Annotated in this window: 11 protein-coding genes; 7 read left to right on the plus strand and 4 right to left on the minus strand. The window is 39.1% G+C overall.

Annotated elements, in window-relative coordinates:
• Positions 1-37 precede the first annotated feature (37 nt).
• Genes BM291_RS22175 through BM291_RS17830 form a run of 4 tightly spaced genes read left to right on the plus strand, consistent with a single transcriptional unit; the run spans position 38 to position 15,274 of the window.
• Positions 38-334, plus strand: coding sequence for a hypothetical protein (locus tag BM291_RS22175; protein WP_092899958.1), 297 nt, complete (start codon positions 38-40; stop codon positions 332-334).
• The gene (locus BM291_RS17820; RefSeq protein WP_092899960.1) at positions 318-12,329 is read left to right on the plus strand and encodes an Ig-like domain-containing protein; all 12,012 of its coding nucleotides are present in this window, start codon (positions 318-320) and stop codon (positions 12,327-12,329) included. The genes BM291_RS22175 and BM291_RS17820 overlap by 17 nt, the downstream gene beginning before the upstream one ends.
• 5 nt (positions 12,330-12,334) lie before the next feature.
• Positions 12,335-13,306 (plus strand): PorP/SprF family type IX secretion system membrane protein, encoded by a 972-nt coding sequence (locus tag BM291_RS17825; protein WP_092899962.1) that lies wholly within the window; start codon positions 12,335-12,337, stop codon positions 13,304-13,306.
• A 12-nt stretch (positions 13,307-13,318) separates the two neighbouring features.
• On the plus strand, positions 13,319-15,274 hold the full coding sequence (locus tag BM291_RS17830) for an OmpA family protein (protein ID WP_092899964.1): 1,956 nt from the start codon (positions 13,319-13,321) through the stop codon (positions 15,272-15,274).
• A gap of 210 nt (positions 15,275-15,484) precedes the next feature.
• Here the strand turns inward: BM291_RS17830 and BM291_RS17835 are convergent, their stop codons facing one another.
• From BM291_RS17835 to BM291_RS17845, 3 genes are all read right to left on the minus strand, one after another.
• Positions 15,485-15,931: a hypothetical protein gene (locus BM291_RS17835; RefSeq protein WP_092899966.1), complete on the minus strand. Its 447-nt coding sequence runs from the start codon at positions 15,929-15,931 to the stop codon at positions 15,485-15,487.
• An 807-nt stretch (positions 15,932-16,738) separates the two neighbouring features.
• Positions 16,739-17,122: a cupin domain-containing protein gene (locus tag BM291_RS17840; RefSeq protein ID WP_092899968.1), complete on the minus strand. Its 384-nt coding sequence runs from the start codon at positions 17,120-17,122 to the stop codon at positions 16,739-16,741.
• Positions 17,123-17,148: 26 nt separating this feature from the next.
• A complete protein-coding gene (locus BM291_RS17845; protein ID WP_217647344.1) occupies positions 17,149-18,084 on the minus strand; it encodes an FAD-binding oxidoreductase in 936 nt (311 codons plus the stop codon).
• Positions 18,085-18,395: 311 nt separating this feature from the next.
• Here BM291_RS17845 and BM291_RS17850 point away from each other — a divergent pair, with 311 nt between their 5' ends.
• Both BM291_RS17850 and BM291_RS17855 read left to right on the plus strand, forming a co-directional pair.
• A complete protein-coding gene (locus BM291_RS17850) occupies positions 18,396-20,306 on the plus strand; it encodes an eCIS core domain-containing protein (RefSeq protein WP_092899970.1) in 1,911 nt (636 codons plus the stop codon).
• A gap of 85 nt (positions 20,307-20,391) precedes the next feature.
• On the plus strand, positions 20,392-21,750 hold the full coding sequence (locus BM291_RS17855; protein ID WP_092899972.1) for an ATP-binding protein: 1,359 nt from the start codon (positions 20,392-20,394) through the stop codon (positions 21,748-21,750).
• Here BM291_RS17855 and BM291_RS22180 read toward each other — a convergent pair.
• Positions 21,745-21,954 (minus strand): hypothetical protein, encoded by a 210-nt coding sequence (locus tag BM291_RS22180; protein ID WP_217647345.1) that lies wholly within the window; start codon positions 21,952-21,954, stop codon positions 21,745-21,747. The two genes, BM291_RS17855 and BM291_RS22180, sit on opposite strands and share 6 nt — an antisense overlap.
• Before the next feature lie 276 nt (positions 21,955-22,230).
• Here BM291_RS22180 and BM291_RS17865 point away from each other — a divergent pair, with 276 nt between their 5' ends.
• Positions 22,231-22,848: a Pvc16 family protein gene (locus BM291_RS17865; RefSeq protein WP_092899976.1), complete on the plus strand. Its 618-nt coding sequence runs from the start codon at positions 22,231-22,233 to the stop codon at positions 22,846-22,848.
• The last annotated feature ends 1 nt before the right edge of the window (position 22,849 follow it).

The following is a 22,849-nucleotide window of genomic DNA, read 5'->3' on the forward strand; positions in this document are numbered from 1 at the left end:
AGATGTGGGTTAAATTTTTACTACCGAATTGTTCTATATGAAGCATAATTACTTTCACTACAAAATCATTGTTTTTACCACCTCCTATTTGATGGGATTAGGCGCTTTTTACTCAGCCTATGAAGAGGGTAAAAACTGCCTCAGTAATTATTGGGATAACTTCTTTGAAGTGTATTTTCATCATTTTTTTAATATGTGTAGGATAGATATAAAGTCCACTATTTCCTTCATCTCAGATACTTCTTGGATGCAGAAAAATTACTGGACAACTCAATCACTAATTACTATCTCAAGCGAAAATTTTAAAGCAGCAACATATGAAGACTTTCTTTAAACATAACATGTTGACTTTAAGTGGTATGTGTTCTAGATTTTATTTTGGAATAACATTTTTATTGTTATTTACTGTAAGTTTTGGAGCAGAAACCTTTGGTCAAAGCAAGGCATATCCCACTACTGCAACAGTAATAAGTACTGATCAGAGAGTAGACAGCGCTACGGGCTGCGGCTTTGGTAATTTGTTTCCATGCATGGGTTCTACAGTTAAAAATGTAAATAACACGCTGTCAGATAATAATGATTTCAGTAGGATGTATGCCAGTCCAGGGATATTAGCCTCGCTTGGGAAATATAGTGCTGAAATAGAATTGAATTTTGGATCAAATATCCCGGCAGACACCTGGTCTTATGTGAGAATCGGAGCCGATAGTAATCTCTTACAGGCTTTATTAGGTGGTAGCTTGGGTGATTTACTCAGCGATGTACTTAGTGCAGTTTTATTGGGCCAGCAAGAAATTCAGATCCAAGCTAGAAATAGCGTTGGATCTACTGTTTTATCAAGAAATAGTACTCAGGGATTTGATACTGATCGAGTTAGATTGGTTCAAGATGGAGCAGGAAATTATTTTTTGGCGATCAAACCGAGCGCTTCCTATAATAGAATACGACTCATTAATACTTCGACATCCATAGCAGGTTTAGGTGCAGAGTATACGCTAGATGTATACAATGCATTTTACCTTAATGGGGATGATGCGTGTGGTGAATTTAGGTTTACTTCTTTTGATGGAGAGGGCATATCGCTTGATTTGTTGGGTTCGGGAGTTAAAAATGCTGAAAATGCAATTGATACCGATCAGAATTCTTATTCGGAAATAAGCATAGGAACATTAGGAGTAGGTGCTTCTATGTTCCAATCAATCTATTATGAAACACCATCTGCTCCTGAGGATTACTTCAAAGTGAAATTAGCCATAGCAAATGCTGGTGTGTTGACTGCAGATCTAATAGGTGGTATCGAAGTACGAGCCTATAATGGGTCTAATTTGGTTTACAGAACCAAACTTCAAGGTGGATTGATCAACGGACTTGACCTGCTTACCTTATTACAAAATGGCGATGCAGTTACACTTCCATTTGGACCGGGAGTTTCCTTTGACAGGATTACAGTAGGCTACAATTCTTTGGTTTCTCTCAGTGCTTTATCCAATTCACCGATCAGATTGTATGACGTGCAGCGATTTGGAGCTACTTGTATTGATCCGGATCCACTTCCTTTGCCTGCGGCAACAGATCCTATGCTAAGCAATGGTACCTGTGATGCGAATGTACTTGCTTTTGAAAATGCCAACTTCCCATTCAATGCTGTAGATGGTAATAATGATACCTACACGACTTTAAGTGCCAGTTCTGGAATTGCTTTGGGCATTGGCGATTACGAGGGTTTTGTTGAGTTAGGATTTGATTCCAGACCTGCCGGAACTTCATCTTATGTAAGAATTGATTTTGATGAAGAAGTTCTTTTAGGTTTGATAGATGGTACAGCAGGTCAGTTACTTGGCGGAGTTGTGGACAATGTTCTTTTTGGAAGCCATTACTTTACGGTAGAAGTGAAGAATAATGGATCACAAGTTTTTGCAAGTTCCAGCAACAACGGGTTCTTTAATCGACCTGTTAAAATTGTTCAGGATAAGAATAACCACTACTACATAGAGGTAACACCTGACAGTCCTTACACGAGCATCAAAATTACTGAAACTTTAGGTGCGATAGCAGGCCTAGGCGAAGTTCGAAGCATGAATGTCTATCATGTATGTTCTTCTGCTGGTTTTGAAGCTTGCGAGCAGGCATTTGCCACTTATTCTGAGAGTAATGGTATTTCTTTGGATTTATTGGGCTTGGGAGAAGCTGGAGTTTCTAATGCAGGTTTTGCAATAGATGGAAATCCAGCTACAGCTTCTGAAATAAGTATTGGAGTAGCAGGCATTGGAGCTAGCGTTTACCAATTTGTTGATTTCCACACATCTTCTGCGCCAGCTGATCATTTCAGAGTTAAGCTTGCCATGGAAGGTGGCGGTGTATTGACAGCCGAAGTTTTGGGAAGTATTGTAATTAAGGCTTTTGAAGGTGACACTGAGGTGTTCTCCCAAGAGCTTAGAGATGGGTTAGTTTCAGGATTGGATCTGTTAGGTTTATTGCAAAGCGGAGGAACGATTAATCTTCCATTTGGGCCAGGACTTGCTTTTGACAGATTAGCAGTTGGAATTGAATCTGCAGTAAGTGCCAATGTGATTCAAAACCCACTTAAAGTATTTAGCATAGAGCGATTCAGTGCAGACTGTCCAGATCCAGAATTGACGGATCCTACAGAAACTATTCCTCCGTTTACGACTTCTGATTGTGCCGTGGAAGTGGTGGATTGGGAAAACACAAATTTCCCTCTAAATGCAATTGATGGAAATAACGATTCCTATGCAGTATTATCTGCTAGTGCAGGAACTGCTTTAGGATTGGGTTCATATAGTAGCCAGATAGAATTGAAATATGGTGCAGCAGTAGCAGCTGGAGAAACTTCATATGTTCGGATAGAATTTGAAAATGACGAGTTGAATGCATTACTCGGCGGAAGTTTGGGATCAGATCTAGCTGATTTGCTAGGAACAATAGCGCTTGGCGATCATTATTTTACCGTTACTCCGATCACAGCTGGAGGAACTGATATTTACACAGCAAGTAGTCAAACTAGTTTTGGCAACCAAGATGTGAGAGTAGTGCGGGATGAATCTGGAAGATTCTATATTGCCTTCACAGCGGATCAAGCATACCAATCGGTACGAATTGAGCATTTTTTAACTGCTTTGATTGGGGCAGAAAATACGGCTACCATGCATGTGTTTAGCATGTGTAGGGAAACTGAATTTGATCTCTGCGAGCAGGCAACTTTTACTGATTTTGATGGATCAGGAATAGCGGTAGATCTTTTGGATATCACCCAGGGCGGAGTATTTAATCCTCAATATGCTATTGATGGAAATAGCTCAAACTATTCTACTATCAATCTTGGACTGGCTGGGGTAGGAGCTTCGGTTTACCAGAATATTTATTTCAAAACGAAGTCACAAACTACTGATGCACTGCGAATCAGAGTGCAATTGGAAGAAGCAGGAATTCTAAACCTTGATCTTGCAGGATCATACCGAGTGATTCTTTACAACGGTAATGAGGAAGTGTATAATGAGTCACTTCAGAATGCATTGATCAATAATTTGGATGTGTTAGGCCTTCTAAATTCTGGAGGAATTCAGGAATTACTTATAGAGCCTGGAGTAGTGTATGATCGCGTAAGTTTCGGACTTCAGTCTCTTGTCGCTATTAACACAAGTGCTCCGATTAGATTATATGGGATAAGCAGGATTTCCGCTGAATGTCCAGATCCAGATGTGATTGACCCTCCTTATTTAAGTCCTGTATGTGCAGAGGAATTGGTTGATGCTGCATATGCAGACAATCTTCCAAATCTATTTGACGGCAACTTTAACAGCTTTGCAACTATCAATTCAAAAGGTGGAGTGATAGGTTCATTAGGTGCTTTCTCGGGGCACGTGACACTAGGCTTTGGAACTGGTGTGACTGTACCAGCAGGAACTACTTCATATATGAGAATCGATACTGATGCTAGCTTGTTGGATGCACTTTTAGGTGGTAGTGTAGGAGCGGTGTTAAGTGATCTACTTAATACGGTCATTCTTGGTAATCATTATTTCAATGTAATTGCAAATGATGCAAGTGGTACTCCACTCTTCACTGCTTCAAGTGCAAATGGCTTTGGCGGATACAATGATCAGGTCAAAATTGTGCAGGATGCTTTGGGTAGATATTATTTGGCGATCACTCCAAATGCAGCTTACAACAGCATTACGATTGAAGATCATACTGATGCACTATTGCTTGGTCAGGATAATAGCATCAATATTTATGGCTTATGCTACGATATAGGTGCTGAAGCTTGTGCCACTGGATTCACTACTTCCTTTGATGGATCTGGGATTACAGTTGATGCAGGTTCCATTGGAAGCTATGGAGTGACCAATGCCGAAAGAGCTCTAGACAACAACAATAACGACGATTATTCAGAATTGAGCCTTGGGACTTTAGGTGTAGCTGGTTCAATTCAGCAAAATATCCAGTTCAGACAGACTATTGCAGCTGGTGGTACATTCAAGATTAAATTGGGTGTTGGTTCCGGAGTATTGGATGCCGGCGTATTCGGTAGAATAGAGGTGGTAGGATATTTAGATGGTGTAGAGGTCTACGAAGAAACGTTAGAAAATGCTGTTATAGGAAGTGTGAATTTGGTAGATCTGTTTAACAATGGTGCTAATGAGGAAATTAGAATTTCTCCAGGCGTAGCCGTTGACGAAATCGCCATTCGACTACGATCTTTGGTTTCTGTCACGGCAGTGCCAAATGTAAGATTGTATTACGTTTTGCAGGATTGTGAAACTCCACTTTTCCAATCTTGGAAAAGCTACATCATCGACGGTGACGCATCTCTTACATCTGTGTCAGGCGGTGAAACTGTTCAATATACTATTCATGTGAGAAACACAGGAACTGTACCGATGACAGATTACCTGATCACAGATGCGATTCCTGCACACACTACCTATGTAGATGGAAGTGGTGGAGTAAATGATTCAGGAGTTATCACATTTGAAAATCTGGATATAGCCTCCGGTGCAACAGCGACAGTAAGCTTTAGTGTCCTAGTTGATCAAAACCTTACTGACGTGGAATTTATTTCTAATGTCGCTCTAGTGAAATCTAATCCTGGAGATATAGGAACAGAGACATATCCACCATTGGACAATGAGAATCCTACTGATCCTGATGAGAGTGGAGATACAGGAACTAACATTCCAGTAGATACTATTTTCTCAGCTGAAATATGGAAATCTGTAACTGTAGATGCAGATGCGACTCAGACAACCGTGAGCGGTGGAGAAACATTGGTTTATACAATTTTTGTAAGAAATACTGGAAATCAGGATTTGACAGATTTGAGTATCAATGATGAACTTCCAACAGGAGTGAGCTATGTTTCTGGTGGGACTTTAACAGGTACTGATGTTTCCTACACACTTGCTAGTTTGTCAGTAGGACAGTCTACTAATGTGGGATCATTTACTGTAAAAGTGGATTCAGATCTGACTGGAATAGATGAAATCAGAAATATTGCCATTGTAAGTTCTGCGGACTTGACTCCAGGAGAAGAATCTTTCCCTCCTGTAGATAATACCAATCCGACGGATCCAAACACTACGGCTGACCCAGGTACTGTGTTAGATGTAACGCCAGTTCATTCTATTGATTTTGATAAAATTGGATTGAGTAATAATGCTGACTCTGATGGTAAAGCCATTGTAGGAGATATTATTACTTACACCTTGACTGTCACAAATACTGGTAATAAAGCACTTACTGATATTTCTGTAGTTGATCAGATTCCAGCAAATACTACTGTCGTAAATAATGGTGGAGGTACAGCTGGTTCTGGTACTTTGACTTTTGATATTTCTTCTTTGGCAGTAGGCGCTATGCAGGAATTTACATTCACCGTAGAAGTGGATGCAGTAACTGGATCAGCTCCTATAGTTAACAATGCGGAAGCATTTTTTACAGATGAAACAGGTGGGAACGCATCTGAAACTGCCCAACATAGCATGGCTACTGATTGTACGGTAATTGATGCGGGAGACATTATTCTTACAGTTGATCAAAGTGCAATATGTGAGGGTGAATCAACTATTCTACATGCTAGCCTAAATGGAATAAGCATTTCAAATCCTGAATTCAGATGGTATTTGAATGCAAATCTGACAGGAGCATTCTTTACTGGTGCTGATTATCAAGTTAGCCCTTCCGCAAATACCACCTATTATGTTACTGTAGTAGCAGAAGGATATTGCTTTAGCACTCCTGCGGCTACAACCGCTATCACTGTGAATGTTCTTCCAGATGTTCCATCTACAAGTTCTGATGTGATTATTTCTGAAGGTTTTGGTACTGTGCTTACTGCTTCCATCGACCCAATGCCTGCTGATGTAGAAATTGTATGGTACAATGAGGGTGGATCAGAACTAGCAACAGGTAGTTCATACAATACTGGAGTCCTTTCTGCTGGTGTATATACATATTATGCAGGAACTAGAAATACTGTAACAGGATGTTTGTCTATTGATATTACAGGGGTTACAGTTACTGTTGAGCCATTGACGGCCGATACTGATTGTACAGTAGCAAATGCCCAGAATAACGGGACATACGTCTTGTGTGTATTGTGTTCTGTAGAAAATCCAGGTAACGCAGTAGATGGTAATATTAACACTTACTCAAGGTTTGTAGCACCTGTAGCAGTTACCGGCGGAGTATGGCAGGAATTGGTATTTGGTCAGACAGGCGCTGCTGGAGATACAATTGTAATCACCGTCGGTACAGCTGGTTCTGTGATTGACCTTGGAGTTATAAGTGGTCTTTCGTTTGAATCATATAGTGGTTCTAATGGCAACGGAGACGGAGGAACAGTAGACAATAACTTAATCAGCCTTACTTTACCTGGAGCAAATAGCAAAGGAGAGGTAAGATTTGTAGCTGGTGGAGCTTATGACCGAGTACGAATTGAATACAGACCAGTTCTAGGTGCTTTGGAAAGTGGCTGGAGAATCTACCAAGCTCAAATCAACTATCCAGTTCCAACTGCTATTACAGATGGATTAGAAGTATGTGAGGGAGAAACAGCAACGCTTGAAGCAACAGCGGCAGCAGGCACGAGCTTAAGATGGTATGATCAAGAAACCGCAGGGACATTATTGGCCAGCGGCAATAGCTATACTACTCCTGCTTTGTCACCTGCAGGTATTAAGAACTATTATATAGCAGTAGTAAGAGATGGATGTGAAGATCCTATAAGGATTCCAGTTACTGTCAAAGTTAATCCTGGTGCTACTTCTTCTGATATTATTGTTTCAGACGTAGAAATTGTAAAAGGAGAGAGTACTACACTTTCTGCAACTAGTAGCACAGTCACGAATCCAATTTTCCGATTCTACACTGATTCTAACCTTACTAATGAAATTACAAATCTTACAGTAAGTCCATCTGTAACAACTACATATTATGTAACAGTATCTGGTGATGGGGTTTGCGAAAATTCTCTAGGGGATGCTGCATCAATCACAGTGACTGTGATCGAAGCACCAGTTGCGGATGATTTGACATTGGTTGTTACACCAGGAACACCTTTAATTGAAACATTGCCGATTACTCCAGGCAGTGGCGCGATCGTGGATATCACACCAGATCTTAGCGCAGTGCCGGCAGGTGTAACAATAACTATTGACGGATCAGGTGTCGTAACCATCAATGTTCCAGCTGGCTACACTGGTCCAGCTAGTTTCGAAGTTCCCTACGAGGTAACTGACGAGAATGGTCTGAGTGATATAGGAACAATGAGGATTTCTGTGAATGGTGGTCCTGTTGCGGATGATGTGGCATTAACTGTCACACCAGGCAACCCATTAATTGAGACCTTGCCGATTACTCCAGGTAGCAGCGCGATCGTGGATATCACACCAGATCTTAGCGCAGTCCCAGCAGGTGTAACAATAACTATTGACGGATCAGGTGTCGTAACCATCAATGTTCCAGCTGGCTACGCTGGTCCAGCTAGTTTCGAAGTTCCCTACGAGGTAACTGACGAGAATGGTCTGAGTGATATAGGAACGATTACGATTACCGTGAACGGAGGACCAGTTGCGGATGATGTAACATTAACTGTTACTCCAGGCACACCATTAATTGAAACTTTGCCGATTACTCCAGGCAGCGGCGCGATTGTGGATATCACCCCAGATCTTAGTGCAGTACCTTCAGGTGTTACGCTCACTATAGATGGAGCTGGTGTTGTCACTGTCTCTGTTCCGGCTAATTACACTGGTGCATTGAGCTTCGAAGTTCCTTATGAAGTAACAGACGAAAACGGGCTGAGCGATATTGGAACCATAACTGTGAAAGTGATTCCGAGTGCAACGGAGGCTGATATTACAGCTGATGATTTGGAGATTTGTGAAGGAGAGACAACAACGCTTTCAGCAACTAGTCCAACAGTAACGAATCCAGTATTCAGATTCTATACGGATGCTGGTCTGACTTCAGAGGTGACTAACCTATCTGTAAGTCCAGCAGCCACGTCTACTTATTATGTAACAGTTTCCGGCGACGGAATTAATGAAAATGCACCTGGCGATGCAGCAACGATCACAGTAACGGTAAATCCAGGCGCAATGACTTCTGATATTTCAACAACAAATGTTGAGATCTGTGCAGGAGAAAGTACAACGCTTTCAGCAAGTAGCACAACAGTAGCAAATCCAGTATTCCGATTCTATACCAATGCTGGTTTGACATCAGAGATCACTAACCTGACGGTAAGTCCAACAGTGACTACTACCTACTATGTTACAGTTACTGGAGATGGTGTTTGCGAAAATGCTCCGGGTAATGCTGCAATGCTGACGGTGACAGTGAATAAGACAGATGCACCTGTAGTGAATAATCCTAATCAGAATTTCTGTGAGACGGATAATCCAACTTTGAATTCAATAGCCATTGTAGGAACTGGTATTAAATGGTATGCATCTGCCAATGATAATTCACCACTTGATCTATCAACCCCTCTTGCAAATGGTGTGACGTATTACGCAACTCAAACTAATCCATTGACGAATTGTGAAAGTATAGTGCGAGCTAGGGTTAAGGCGATTTTGAATAATTGTAATACCAATGATGGGTTGGTAATTCAAAAAATTGCTGAAAGCGAAAAAGTTTTTGCTGGAGCGACATTCACTTATACTATTTCAGTTAGAAATACGAATAGTTCTGCTGTATCAAACGTAACAGTAACGGATGCCTTGGACAGTAGATTGACATATGTTTCATCTAGTAATTCGGGACAATTTGATGCTGGGACAGTGACTTGGAATATTCCATCAATCCCAGCGAATTCCATAGCAGACCTTACCGTTTGGGTTTCAACCTCATCTGATCTCAGTGCAGGAACGCAAATCTCCAACGTAGCAATTGTTTCCAGTCCAGATGATCCAGATTCTCCAAAAGAATCTGATCCGGAAGTGGTGACCGTGGAAAAAGATGTGGATTTGGTTATTACTAAAACCGCAAGTGTTTCCAGTGTCCTTGCTGGTGGAGACTTCAGCTACAAGATCACAGTGAGCAATACTGGACAAAGCGATGCCACAAGCCTTAGTATTACTGATGCTTTGCCAGATGGCTTGACCTTTATCTCTGCGGATAATGGAGGAACCAATAACGATGGAACAGTGACTTGGTCGGTTCCGACTTTGGTAGCTGGAGCAAGTATAGATCTGATCTTGAATGTGATGGTAAATGCTGATGTAATAGGAGGAACTCAAATCTCTAACCTCGCGCTTGTCTCTAGTACTGATGATTCAGATTCTCCAAAAGAATCCGAACCTGCAGTAGTGACTGTGACGAAAGAGGAAGAGAAAGCCGTGAACTTGACCATAACCAAAACTGCAAGTGTTACAACAGTGCTTGCGGGTGGTGACTTCAGCTATATGATATCAGTGAGTAATACTGGAAATAAAGAGGCTACTGACCTAAGTATCACAGATGCTTTGCCAGATGGCTTGACCTTTATCTCTGCAGATAATGGTGGAACAAATAACGCAGGCACTGTGACATGGTCGGTTCCGACTTTGGCAGCGGGAGCAACTGTAAATTTGGTCTTGAATGTAATGGTAAATGCTGAGGTAGCAGGTGGAACTGAAATCTCCAACGTAGCAATTGTCTCTAGTCCAGATGATCCAGAACCACCTAAAGAATCTGATCCAGAAGTGGTGACAGTGCAAAAAAATGTGGACTTGACCATTACCAAAACTGCAAGTACTTCAACAGTACTTGCGGGTGGAGACTTTAGTTATACGATCTCGGTGAGTAATACTGGAAATAAAGAGGCTACTGACCTAAATATCACAGATGCTTTGCCAGATGGCTTGATCTTTATCTCTGCAGATAATGGCGGAACCAATAACGGTGGAACAGTGACTTGGTCGGTTCCGACTTTGGCAGCGGGAGAAACTGTAAATCTGGTATTGAATGTCATGGTAAATGCTGAGGTGCCAGGTGGAACTGAAATCTCCAACGTAGCAATTGTCTCTAGTCCAGACGATCCGGAAACTCCTAAAGAATCTGATCCAGAAGTAGTGACCGTGCAAAAAGATGTGGACTTGACTATAACGAAAAAGGCAAGTACTTCAACAGTTCTTGCGGGTGGAGACTTTAGTTATACGATCTCGGTGAGCAATGCAGGAAATAAAGAGGCTACTAACCTAAGTATCACAGATGCTTTGCCAGATGGCTTGACCTTTATCTCTGCAGATAATGGCGGAATCAATAATGCAGGCACTGTGACTTGGACAGTTCCAACTTTGGCAGCAGGAGCAAGTATTGATTTGATCTTGAATGTGAAGGTAAATGCGGAGGTAATAAAAGGAGCTAAGATCTCCAACATCGCAATTGTCTCCAGCCCAGATGATCCAGAGCCACCTACAGAATCTGATCCAGAAGTGGTGGAGGTAATAGACCCGCTATCATTTACAATTGAGAAAGTATCTAATGTCTCTGAAGCTAGAATCGGTGATGAGGTGACTTATACGATTAAAGTTACAAACATCTCAAGCCTTGTGAAGGAAGAGATAGATGTAACGGATAGGCTACCAGAAGGATTATTGTACTTGAATTCTGACCAAGAGGGAATATTTAATAACGGAGTAGTATCGTGGATAATCCCATCATTGGCAGCAGGTCAAACTATTGAGCTGACTCTCGTTACCAAAGTAACTGATGAGGTAGAAGTAGGCGATATTATTTATAACACTGCAGTTGTCGATCTTCCTGGAGATGGAGAAGATCCTACAGAGTCTGATCCTAGAGATGGAGTATTAGTGATAGATGAACCTACTAATACTAACACATTTATTACCGCCAGAAAATGGACAGATGTTGATAAGGTAGCGGTTGGAGATCTAGTTGATTTCACTATTCGAATAGAAAATAGTGGAGATTATATGGCCTATGATCTAATGGTAATAGATTCCCTACCAGCAGGAACAATGGCAATGGAAGCAAATCCAGCAGGTGAAATATCGGACAAGACAGTTGTTTGGAATGTCGATAGTCTTGCAGCAGGTGCTTGGTTTGAGGTGAAAGTGAAACTACTAGTAATGGCAGATGAAGGACCAATGGTCAACTGGGCCTTTATTTCAGGAAGAAACATCCCTGATGTAAGTACAAGTACGACTCCTATGGACCCAAGTAATGAAGTGGATCTCGTACTAGATAAACAAGTGTCTTCAAGCCTGATTCAGGTGGACTCAGATTTTGAATACAAAATCACGGTGACCAACAATTCAGAGAATACCAGCAATGACGTAGTGGTAACCGATGTACTACCTACCTCAGTAGAATACTTAGGTGCAGATGTATCATCAGGCTCGATATCCTACAACGCAGAAACGCGAACGCTGAGCTGGAATATGGTATCCATTGATCCAATGGTAGTAGAAACGATGACTATACAGGTGAAAGCGATTTCCGAAGGATCTGTCACTAATACTGCTAGTGCTGTTTCAGACGATGAGGAACTTGAATCTTCCGATAACACAGATACAGTCACACATAGCCAATTGGTATTCAGAATACCAAATGTCTTTACACCGAATGGCGATGGTATTAATGATACCTGGGTTGTCAGAGGACTACAGGAATTCTTCCAGCGAAATGAACTGATGATAGTTAACCGTTGGGGTGTAGAAGTCTATAAATCCACAAACTATCAAAATGACTGGAATGGAGAAAATCTGATTGGTGGTACTTACTACTACCAGTTCCAATTAACAGATAGTCAGGGTGTAAGTCATACTATGACAGGTTACGTAACTATAATTAAGTAAGCAAGATGAAACTATTTAAGATAATTACTTTGCTCGCTGGATGCCTGCTGCTGTCTCTAAATCACAGCTTTGGGCAACAGGTACCTCAGTACAGTCAATACATTTTTAATCCTGTATTTATAAACCCTGCCTATGCAGGATATAAGCAGCAGCTGTATTTGCAGTCCTATTATAGGAAGCAGTGGACGGGTGTGACGGGGAGTCCTGAAACATTTGCTGTGGCAGGGGATACTTACCTTGAAGAAGCTCAGCTGGGAGTCGGAGGTCAATTTCTGACAGATAAGTTGGGAGCTCAAAGGACGGTGGCTGCCTATGGAAATGTTGCCTATCATCTTCGCTTAAGTGATACTAAATTTCTGAGTTTTGGAGCAGGTGCAGGTATCGTTAATTCTCAAATGGATGGTTCTATGCTGAATCCTGATACGGACAATGATCCATCTATTCCATTGTCTAAGGAAAGAATTACTTACCCGGATTTGAAGCTTGGTTTGTTTCTATATGACGAGCGTTATTATATAGGAATCGCAGCTGATCAAGTGCTTTCTTCAGTAGTTGATTTCGATAAGGGGGACGTAATGTTTGAGCCAAATCCCCATCTCTACATGACTGCAGGGTATCATTTTGATCTCAACTATAATTTTTCCTTTGTGCCTTCTATCATGTACATGGATGATTTCAAGGCTCCGGCCAGAATGGATATCAATGCCTCTTTGATACTGAATGATATGTTTTGGTTGGGAGCAGGATACCGGTTTGGTATAGATATGCCGGGTAGAGACATCCAAGAGGGATTGAAGAAATCTACCGCATTAGTGGGGATGGTTCAGGTACAACTTCGAGAAGGTCTACGGTTAGGATATGCATATGACCATACACTTTCAAGATTTTCAGTGGGGAATTTTACCACTCATGATATTTCAATAGCATTCTTGTTTCCGCCTAAGCGTGTACGCTTGGTCTCTCCAAGATTCTTTTAAGCAAAATAACTGATGAAAAGAATAATTTACATTACGAGCTTCCTGTTACTTTGCTTTGTGAGCTGTAAGCCTTTGGCTTATAAAAATTACTTAGAGGGAGTAAAACAGAGTGAAAATCTTAATTACTCTTCAGGTATTGAGAAGTTTTTGCAAAGTTGGAATGAATCGCCCGAGCCTGAGACAGCCAGAGGGTTGGCTCAGGCGTATTCCAAAATCAGGAATTTCGAACAAGCTGAAGAGTGGTACACTAGGTTGGACAGAGATGAGCAACTACTAGCTGAGGATCTAAAACCCTATGCAGAAGCTTTGATTGCCAATTCGAAATATTCTGAGGCTACAGCTGTACTTTCTCGATTGGATTCAGCTCGAGCAAATCCCGAATTGGAATTTATTTGGAAAACTGCTTTGGGGGGAAAATCATTTTTAAATAAATCTTCAGAATCAGCAATCAATCCTATTTCTGAAGTCAATTCTTCTTTTTCTGAATTTGGACCGATGATCTCAGATGATTCAGTTCTTCATTTTACTTCAGATAGACTTATTTCAAAAAATACCAGAATAGATCCTAATAATGCGCTTAAAAGTGATGTGTACGGTTGGACAGGGAATGGATTCCTGAAAATGTACGAATTAGGCTGGGATGCTAAGAAAAAGACTGTAAAGGGTACACCTAGGGTGACCGAGAATTTGGAAAGTGACTTACACGTTGGGCCATTTTATGAGAAAGGAGACAATTTATTTTTGACTATAACTCAAGCTCAAAAATTTCAGAAATCAGGAAAAGGGACTTCTAGAAACTACACGTTATTCCCAGAGTTGTATTTCGCGCTCGATAGCGGTGATGTGAATTTGGATTCTTTTAGTCCATTGCCATTTAATGATGCTTTCTCTTATTCTGTATCTGATCCTTTTTATGATCCTTCAGATTCCAGACTATATTTTTCTTCTGATATGCCGGGCGGAAGTGGTGGTGCAGATTTGTACTTCTCTGAATGGAAGAATGGAGTATGGTCTACCCCCCAAAACCTTGGGTCAATAATCAATACCAGCGGAGATGAGAGAACTCCTTATGTGGATAAAAATGGTATGTTTTACTTTTCAAGTTCAGGACATGCTGGATTGGGAGGATTGGATGTTTTTAGAAGTTCTTTTGAAAATGGTGAGTATGTAAACCCAGAGAACCTTGGAAGCCCTATAAATTCTAACCGTGATGATTTTGGTTTGTCCTTAGTTCCGGGAAGTGATACTCAAGCTGTTTTTTCTTCTGATAGAAAAGGTGGTAAAGGATTGGACGATATATATTTTGCCGACCTCAATGTTCAAAAAGATCTAGTTATCAAAGGTTCTATTATCGATAAGGAAACTGGACTGAAATTGAAAGATGCAGTCGTAACGCTTTATAATGATCAGAATCATCTAGAAAATACTTACGTTTCAGAGGAGGATGGCTCCTATAGATTTAAAGTCAATTTCGATCAATTGGTCCATGTGGAGGCAAAGAAAACAGGATACCTAACTGGTGCCTCAGGCGATATCTTAGTGCCTAAAGCTACTCAGTTTCAAGATTCTGTGCTCACTAGAGATATTTACTTAGATCAGATCAAAGTAGGCAAAACGTATACACTGGAGAACATTTACTACGATTTTGATAAGTGGGATATCCGCGAAGACGCAAAGCCGGAGTTAAATAATTTGATTAAGATACTTAAAGACAATCCTACTATTAAGATAGAATTATACTCTCATACAGATTCCAGAGGCACAAATGCCTACAATCTTAAGCTTTCTGATAAACGTGCCCAAGCTGTAATCGCTTATTTGATTGAATCAGGAATTGATGAAAATAGACTTAAGGGAGTAGGGTATGGGGAAGAAAAGTTGTTGAATTCCTGTGGAAATAACGTTTCCTGTACGGATGAGCAGCATCAGGAGAATAGAAGGACAGAATTCAAAATTACAGAATACTAATTCTTAGTAGGTAGTGATGGATGTTATGAACTTCGTCCAAGGAGCTACTAAAAATATTGTTATGGTTGGTATAAGTATACTAATGACCTATGTAACGGAAAAGACCGCCTATTTTAGGCGGTCTTTTTTAATAAATACACCAGTTTAATAGGGCGAAAATTGAATGTTTGTTGGTGTTAAGTTTCTAGTATTTAAGTGGTTAATTGTAATTTAAACACACATGGGTTTTAGGAAATCCTGAATAAATTTGGATTTACTTTTCACAATATCTTCTTTTTGCTCGATTATATTTTTTGAAATACCAAGACTGAATTTTGTTACAGTCTCAACCAAACTTGATGTGTTCTCTTCAGTCGATTGTAAACTTTTGGTAAAATAGGCTAAAATTGAAGAATCCAAATCGTGCCTATAGACGATGTGTAGGGTGCCATTATTTCCTTTAAAGGCATTAATGGCATCTTCAATAAATCCCATCAAAATTTTCTTAACAGAATTCGAATCTCCCTTAATGAGAGGTAAGGAATTGTCTATAGAAAATTGAAAATTGAATTTATCATTTTCGGTAATTATGTTTTCTAACAGTTCATAACTGTCAATAGTATCCATTCCTTGCTCCCTAGAAGAGTAGGTGATGTGAAAGTCTTGTGGATATGTCATGCTTAAGGTTTAGTGAATAGGAGCAAGACTAGGGTGATCGAGCTCTATTTTATTTAACGTGCAATGAAATTCAGATTTTGTGTGGTTTAGGGTTGAAAGTTGATTTTATGGGTGAAAAAGGATTTGAAAGTATAACTTGAATCGATATGTTTTGTTTTTATACATACCAATTACTTAGGGAATCATTTTTCGATGTAATGATTTCCAGCTCGATGAATCAAGTTTTATTCCGATAATTTTTTTCTAAGATTTTAATCCTTTGGTTGGGTGACTTAAGGATTCTGGGCGCTTAGCAATTCCCTGAAAGCATCATCAAAAGTAGTCTAATGCAGCTTAATTGGATGAATACAATAATAAGATAGATTTCAAACAAAATAAAATTCTGAGACAGTTATAATTAAAAATGGATTAAATGACAAGTATTTTTACTCAAGATGGGGAATTTTTTTCCAGTCAGATTAAGTTTTTAATTTATAAATGCTTTAGGCAATAGATCAATAATTCGTATTGCAACTTTGTCAATGTTGAAGTTTGGAGATATACGAACAGAATTTCACTTCGGATCAGGCAACTGAACTATTTTTCTGCGAAGTTTAATTTTTAATTAATTGTTTTAATTATTTCAACGATGCTTAATTGACATCAACATTTCGGTATAGGATTGATTCTTAATGCTTTTGTACATTCATTCGGGCACTATTTGAAAGGGGCCAAGGTTCTTCTTCCCCAGCCCTTAGGTCACTTTCATTTTTTCGGAATAATCGAATGGGACCTTGTGCTTTGATGTTTTTTTATAGGTGCCTAGGCTTAGGTAGAACTTTCCATCTCCGCCATTTTTTTACCAACATGGGCTATGACTTCAGAAAAATCCTTACTAGGACTGAATTCCAACATTGTTATATCTTCCTGAACAATACCTGTATGGCCTGCTGGCCAGTAAAATGCTTCTCCAGCACTTGTTAATTCCTCGGTGCCGTCATCATAAATAAGTAGAATTTTCCCTTCCAACACATAGCCCCAGTGCGCGCTATGGCAACTGTCATTATTCAATCCTTTCAGTAAGGGAGTGAAATCAGTTCCTTTTGGTAATTCACTATATCCTACAGTGATTCCACCACAATTTGGCATTGCTCGCATGATGGTATTCGGAGCTTGCATAATAACTGGAATATCTTCTTTTTTTACGTTCATGATTACAGTTTTTTAAAGGTTGAAAATTACTTAGGTAGTATATTTTGATTGATTTTGAACAAGTTAGTTGGATCGAATTTCCTTTTTATTTGGCTGAGCCGGTCGTAGTTATGCTTATAACTGGCTTTGACTCGTTCCTGACCTTCATCCATCATAAAATTGGAATAGGCTCCTCCCGAAGAATAGGGATGTAATGCCTCCCAATAATCTTTACACCAATTGGTGATTAAACCTTTATTAGCTGGGTCTGGATCTACACCCACAATTACTCCAGCATACTTGGTGTCTCTATACGCCCAGGGAGTGTCTTCAGCACCAATTCTACTTGCTGCTCCACTGATTGGATATAAATGCATCTGAGAAAGGGGAGTGGGAATAGAGGAACCAAATATTAAATGTTGCTTGCTTACATCTGGGCCTAATTCATTGAAAAAATCTGCTCGCCAATACCATTGCAATCCTGAGGGGAAAAGTCCGTCGAATAAGGTCTGGATAGCAGGGTATGGCATTTCGCTCACATGTTCAAATAAAGGATTCATTTCCAATATGGGCTTGAACACTTCTTTTGCCTTGTTCATGTCGCCAGTATAGCACCACACGATACCGCAAAATTGTTTGTTATGTAAATGTTCAGGAAATGGTGGGCCGGGAATTGTCAGGGTTGCAATGAATCCATTCAAGTCATCCTCAGCGTTGTGAATGAATGTATGATACCAATCCATTATTTCTTCTGTTTTTTCGATAGGCCATAAAGTAGGTCCACCAAAAACAGTTTTTACCGGATGTGCCTGAAATTTAAATGAAGTTACAATGCCATAATTTCCACCTCCACCACGAATAGCCCAGAATAAATCTTTATTCAGTTCAGCATTTACAGTGACAAAACTTCCGTCCGCCAAAACCATGTCTGCTTCCAGTAAATTATCAATAGTTAGCCAAACTGCTTGTAAATGAGTGGGCATAAAAAAGCCTAGCTAGTAGAAGGAAACTGAAAAGATAAAATTAACCTTGTCGTACCTATCGCCACTTTTCCCAGTAAGTGCATAAAGCTTTTGCTATCAAGTCATTGTATTTAAAACTATTAATTGTAGTTTACAATACATTATCGACTAGAATCATATTTAGAAGGAGCCTTTGAACTGATAATTTGTCGCTCCTAGTAACAAGTGATTCAATATTAAGTTGACTTTTGATGTGAAGTTTTTTTTATCCTGCCTATTTATCAAATAGTTAAGTGATGTAGGTCTTTCTTTAATTTTTAAAAACTGAATGCATGTTTGATCAACCAATCAAAAAAGCTGAGACTAAATCCAGTACAGACACTAAGAAAAGCAATTTTCCAGAATCTACTTTATCAGGTAAACCGTATCAAATAGACCATAGACCTGAGGCAGTTTTTCAAAAAAAAATCATTGAAATCGCCCAATTTCGCAAAGTAGAAAATTTGCAAAATATATCTAGTTCTCCTTCAGAGGTTCAAGATCCTATCCAAAAGAAAAAAAATGATACTGGACTTCCGGATGGACTTAAATCTGGAATAGAGAATCTCTCTGGATATGGTCTTGATGATGTGAATGTCCACAGAAATTCAACCAAACCTGCCCAACTGAATGCTCATGCATTCGCTCAGGGTACAGACATCCATCTTGCACCAGGCCAAGAGCAACATCTTCCGCATGAAGCTTGGCATGTCGTTCAGCAGAAACAAGGAAGAGTAAAACCAACCATGCAAACCAAAAATGGACACAGTGTCAATGATGATCTTGGCTTGGAAAGTGAAGCCACACTAATGGGAGGTAAAGCTCTACAAACAAAATCTAAAGGTGATACTAAAATAAAGACCGGGGTTTCCTCCCAAGTATCGCAGCTTGTGAAAGACGAGTCATTAAGGCCATACTTAGATCAACGGACAATTGAACTGAAGCAGAAAACTAGAGAGATACTTCAGGTTATGGGCACTTTGGGACAAGACTGGGAAAAAAATTATGGAAAACAAGGTAAAGATAAAGCAAGCGAAAAGGTAAAAGGTTTACTTGAGGGAGAAACTACAGATTATTCAGCTGAAATAAAGAAAGCAGCATTAAGGGAACTTTGGTCTAGACTTACTCCCGAAGAAAAACTACAAATGGCCTCCGAAGCAGCAAAAATGAGTGGATCAGCTCTTTCATCTTTACTCAGTAATGGTTGGACAGCTATTCAGGAATTGGTCCAAAGTTCAAACTCTGAACCTTCTGCAAAAAAAGAGAAGCAACCTCGAGAAAAAAGTAGTCAAGAGGAGCCAAAAAGAAAAGAAAAGCAAGTTGAATCCAGTAAAAGTGAGTCTGGTTCAAATTTCCCTAAACTTGGTAGTGCCGGATTTTTAAATGATTTAGAACCGGAAGATATTTATAGGCTGTATAAGGCTAGAAAAAAAGTGCTGGATGAAATAGCAAAAGCAAAATCGAAAGTTACTGACACGGCTGGAGAATTAGGAGGCTTTGTAGGTGAAGAGGTGGGTAAATTCATGGACGAGCGGGATTTTGAAAAGAGAATGCTGGGACAAAAGAATGCATTTTTGGTAGCTGGAAAAAGACTGGAACTATTGAAAGAAGCTATAGCGGACAATGAGGATTCTAGCAGATATGAAAATGAAATAGTAGCCCTAGAATATGCGTTAAAGAGCTTGAATGGACCTGGTATTGTATTTAGATTCGAATTGAATGACTCAGCTAGAAAAGAGCACCCCAATAAATGCATGCTAACAATTGATGCGATAAGCAATTCAGGGCCAATTATTACTAGAGACAATTCTTTTTTTGATGTGATTGGAAGTGTTAAAAGAGTTGGGGAAAGTCTAATTGAGTCAAGTAACTCTAAAAAGCTTAAACTCTCTAGCGCACAGCAGGATTTGTCCACAGAGTTAAAAGGTGCTTTGGACAAATCTTGGAGCAAATATACCAGTTGGGGTTGGACACCTGATGGAGTTAGTAAAATCAGGAAGGGGATAGACTCACATGGGGCTCCAAAAGAAAAGTTGGAATGGGCTAAAGGGATTGCAAAAGATGCTGCTGCCAAGGAAAGTAGTAACCGAAGTCCTGAGACCCAGATTTTTTATGAGCTTCTTGCAAAAGTTGATGTCACAGATGAGGTCAAATTAAAAACCATTACTGGAGAACTTCATCAAATTAGTTCCCTGCTTGGGTGATAAGGATGGTACCATATTATTAGAAAGTCTTTTGAAAAGTCAGTAAGGAGTATTTCTAAGTATCTAACTCTATTGTTAAAAATAAATGATTGATTTAAGTTCCTTGCAGAACCAAAATGCAAATACTATTGAGAAAGAGTTGGCTTGGTTGCAACAACTTTGGCTATTGAGGGGTAGGATTACTTTTGAATTGTCCGAATCGGAAGAATCTTTTGAAAAATTGCTTCCACCTGATATAAGTGATGACCATAGTGCCTATTCAGCACTTATTTCTCAGTTTAAGATGAATTTTCATGAGCGAATCGTACTCTTGTTAGCTCTGATTCCTCATATCAAGCCGGCGTTTCTTGATATGCTTCAAATAAAGAATCAAAATTATGATCTCCCATTTACTGAATTTGGTGGAATAAAAGGTGAAAAGCATAAGGGGATGATTCCTACAGGTGAAACAGCAATGTTTATTTTAGGAGGCACTTCTCTGAATCGTAGATTTAATCTACTATACCTTTTTGAGCATGATCACTTTTTTACAGTTAAAAATATTCTTCGCATAGAAAGCTCAATTCCTGGAGAGCCTATGCTTAGTGGTGCCTTAAGAATAGCAAAGGAATATCAGGTGAAATTAACTACATCGAAAAACTTCACTCCGAATTTTGACGGTGAATTTCCAGCGAAAAGAATTCAAACAAAACAGGAGTGGTCTGATCTTATTGTTAACGATTCAGTTCTAGAGGGGATAGCGGAAATTAAGAACTGGTTAAAGTTTGGGACTAGGTTAAAAGATGACTTTAAGTTTGGAAGAAGAATTAAACCCGGATTTAAAGTCCTATTTACCGGTCCGCCTGGCACCGGGAAAACCATGACAGCAAGTTTACTTGGTAAAACTTGTAATATGGAGGTTTATCGCGTCGATCTATCAATGATTGTTTCCAAATTTATTGGGGAAACAGAAAAGAATCTTGCTCGAGTATTTGATCAAGCAACTGATAAAAATTGGATCTTGTTTTTCGATGAAGCAGATGCTCTATTTGGAAAACGAAGCCAAACTTCGGATTCACATGATCGCTATGCTAATCAAGAGGTTTCATTTTTACTTCAGCGCATAGAGGATTTTGACGGTTTAGTTATTCTTTGCTCCAATTTCAAGAATAATATTGATGAAGCTTTCTTTAGGCGGTTTCAATTAGTCGTAAACTTTTCCATTCCTGATAATTCTCAGCGACTTGCACTCTGGCAGACAGCATTGCATGGGGAATTTAAATATGATACTCAGGTTGATTTGGAAGACCTTAGTGAAAAACATGAGCTAACTGCGGCAGAAATCATCAATGTGTTACGATACTGCCTATTAAAGTCATTGGAAAGAAATGATAATACAGTATCCAACACCGACTTGAAAAATGGGATAAAAATTGAGAAAATGAAGGAAGGAAAAATTTTATAAGGATAATTTAGTTATCTTTGCCTCAGGAAAATATTCTATGATTATCTCCTCTTCTTTTTGGTTATTTTTAGTTTGAAGATCATCTATTATGAGCAGTAAAGCATTTATTTCAGCGTCTTTTTGTGTTAATGAAATTGCCATCAACGCAAGTTGAGATTTTTCATCGTCCAATTCCCTTTGAAGATTTTGATCTTTTTCTTTCAACAACTGCAGTTGTTTTTGGAATGTTGAAAGGTCGTGCTCTCTGTGTGATTGATTATGATCGAGAAAATTTATTTTCTTGGTAAAAAAGGATCTCATCAAAAATATTATTACAACAAGCAGAAATAATAGGATAAACAGCAGATAATAATAGGTATTCATAATGGTATTTAATAGGTGTTAAAAATTTTAATTATCAGTATATAATATTTAAAAATATTAGAGGAATACTTCTTGTATTATAAAGGATTTTTTTTTAATATTCAAGTACAGTTTTTAATGATTACCATTTTTCGTAGTCAAAATTTTTATTTTAATATTTTTATGATTGACGCAGTACTAATTCACCTTCGTGATTCCTTGAATCAGTATTTTAAAAATCTACATGGATTTGACGAACATACTGTCGTAATTTCAAATATTGTAGATCAAAATGGAGCTTCATGGTTGGAGGTAGAGAATAAAATAGTGATTTCTCTATTGTCAATAGGTGAGGAGCCTTCTATGAAGAATAATTCATCACGGGTTGGGGCCTTTGATGGATCTGGATTTCAAAGTAAAAACTCGATTTTGTATTTAAACATGCACGTCATGTTTTGTGTGAATTTTAGAAATAAAAAATATCTTGAAGGTCTTAATTTTCTTTCACATATTATTAGTTTTTATCATAGAAATAGATTAATAGAATCTCGAAGCATTCCTGGTTTTTCGAAAAAAATGCAAAAAATCTCCATGGAATTATGCACTTTTTCCTATGATAATATGAGTCATATATGGTCCTCAATAGGGGCAAAGTTAATGCCTTCATCTATATATAAGATCAGTTTGATTCCAATAGACGACAGTCCAATGACAGGATATACTCCTGCTATAAAATCATCAGGGGAAATTAAATAAT

Origin of the sequence: Algoriphagus aquimarinus, assembly GCF_900112005.1 — a bacterium.
Lineage (GTDB): Bacteria > Bacteroidota > Bacteroidia > Cytophagales > Cyclobacteriaceae > Algoriphagus > Algoriphagus aquimarinus.

What these genes read in the sequence shown, in the direction of transcription:
- BM291_RS22175 (WP_092899958.1), top strand. Translation starts at nt 38, where the DNA reads ATGAAGCATAATTACTTTCACTACAAAATCATTGTTTTTACCACCTCC.
- BM291_RS17820 (WP_092899960.1), top strand. Translation starts at nt 318, where the DNA reads ATGAAGACTTTCTTTAAACATAACATGTTGACTTTAAGTGGTATGTGT.
- BM291_RS17825 (WP_092899962.1), top strand. Translation starts at nt 12,335, where the DNA reads ATGAAACTATTTAAGATAATTACTTTGCTCGCTGGATGCCTGCTGCTG.
- BM291_RS17830 (WP_092899964.1), top strand. Translation starts at nt 13,319, where the DNA reads ATGAAAAGAATAATTTACATTACGAGCTTCCTGTTACTTTGCTTTGTG.
- BM291_RS17835 (WP_092899966.1), bottom strand. Translation starts at nt 15,931, where the DNA reads ATGACATATCCACAAGACTTTCACATCACCTACTCTTCTAGGGAGCAA.
- BM291_RS17840 (WP_092899968.1), bottom strand. Translation starts at nt 17,122, where the DNA reads ATGAACGTAAAAAAAGAAGATATTCCAGTTATTATGCAAGCTCCGAAT.
- BM291_RS17845 (WP_217647344.1), bottom strand. Translation starts at nt 18,084, where the DNA reads ATGCCCACTCATTTACAAGCAGTTTGGCTAACTATTGATAATTTACTG.
- BM291_RS17850 (WP_092899970.1), top strand. Translation starts at nt 18,396, where the DNA reads ATGTTTGATCAACCAATCAAAAAAGCTGAGACTAAATCCAGTACAGAC.
- BM291_RS17855 (WP_092899972.1), top strand. Translation starts at nt 20,392, where the DNA reads ATGATTGATTTAAGTTCCTTGCAGAACCAAAATGCAAATACTATTGAG.
- BM291_RS17865 (WP_092899976.1), top strand. Translation starts at nt 22,231, where the DNA reads ATGATTACCATTTTTCGTAGTCAAAATTTTTATTTTAATATTTTTATG.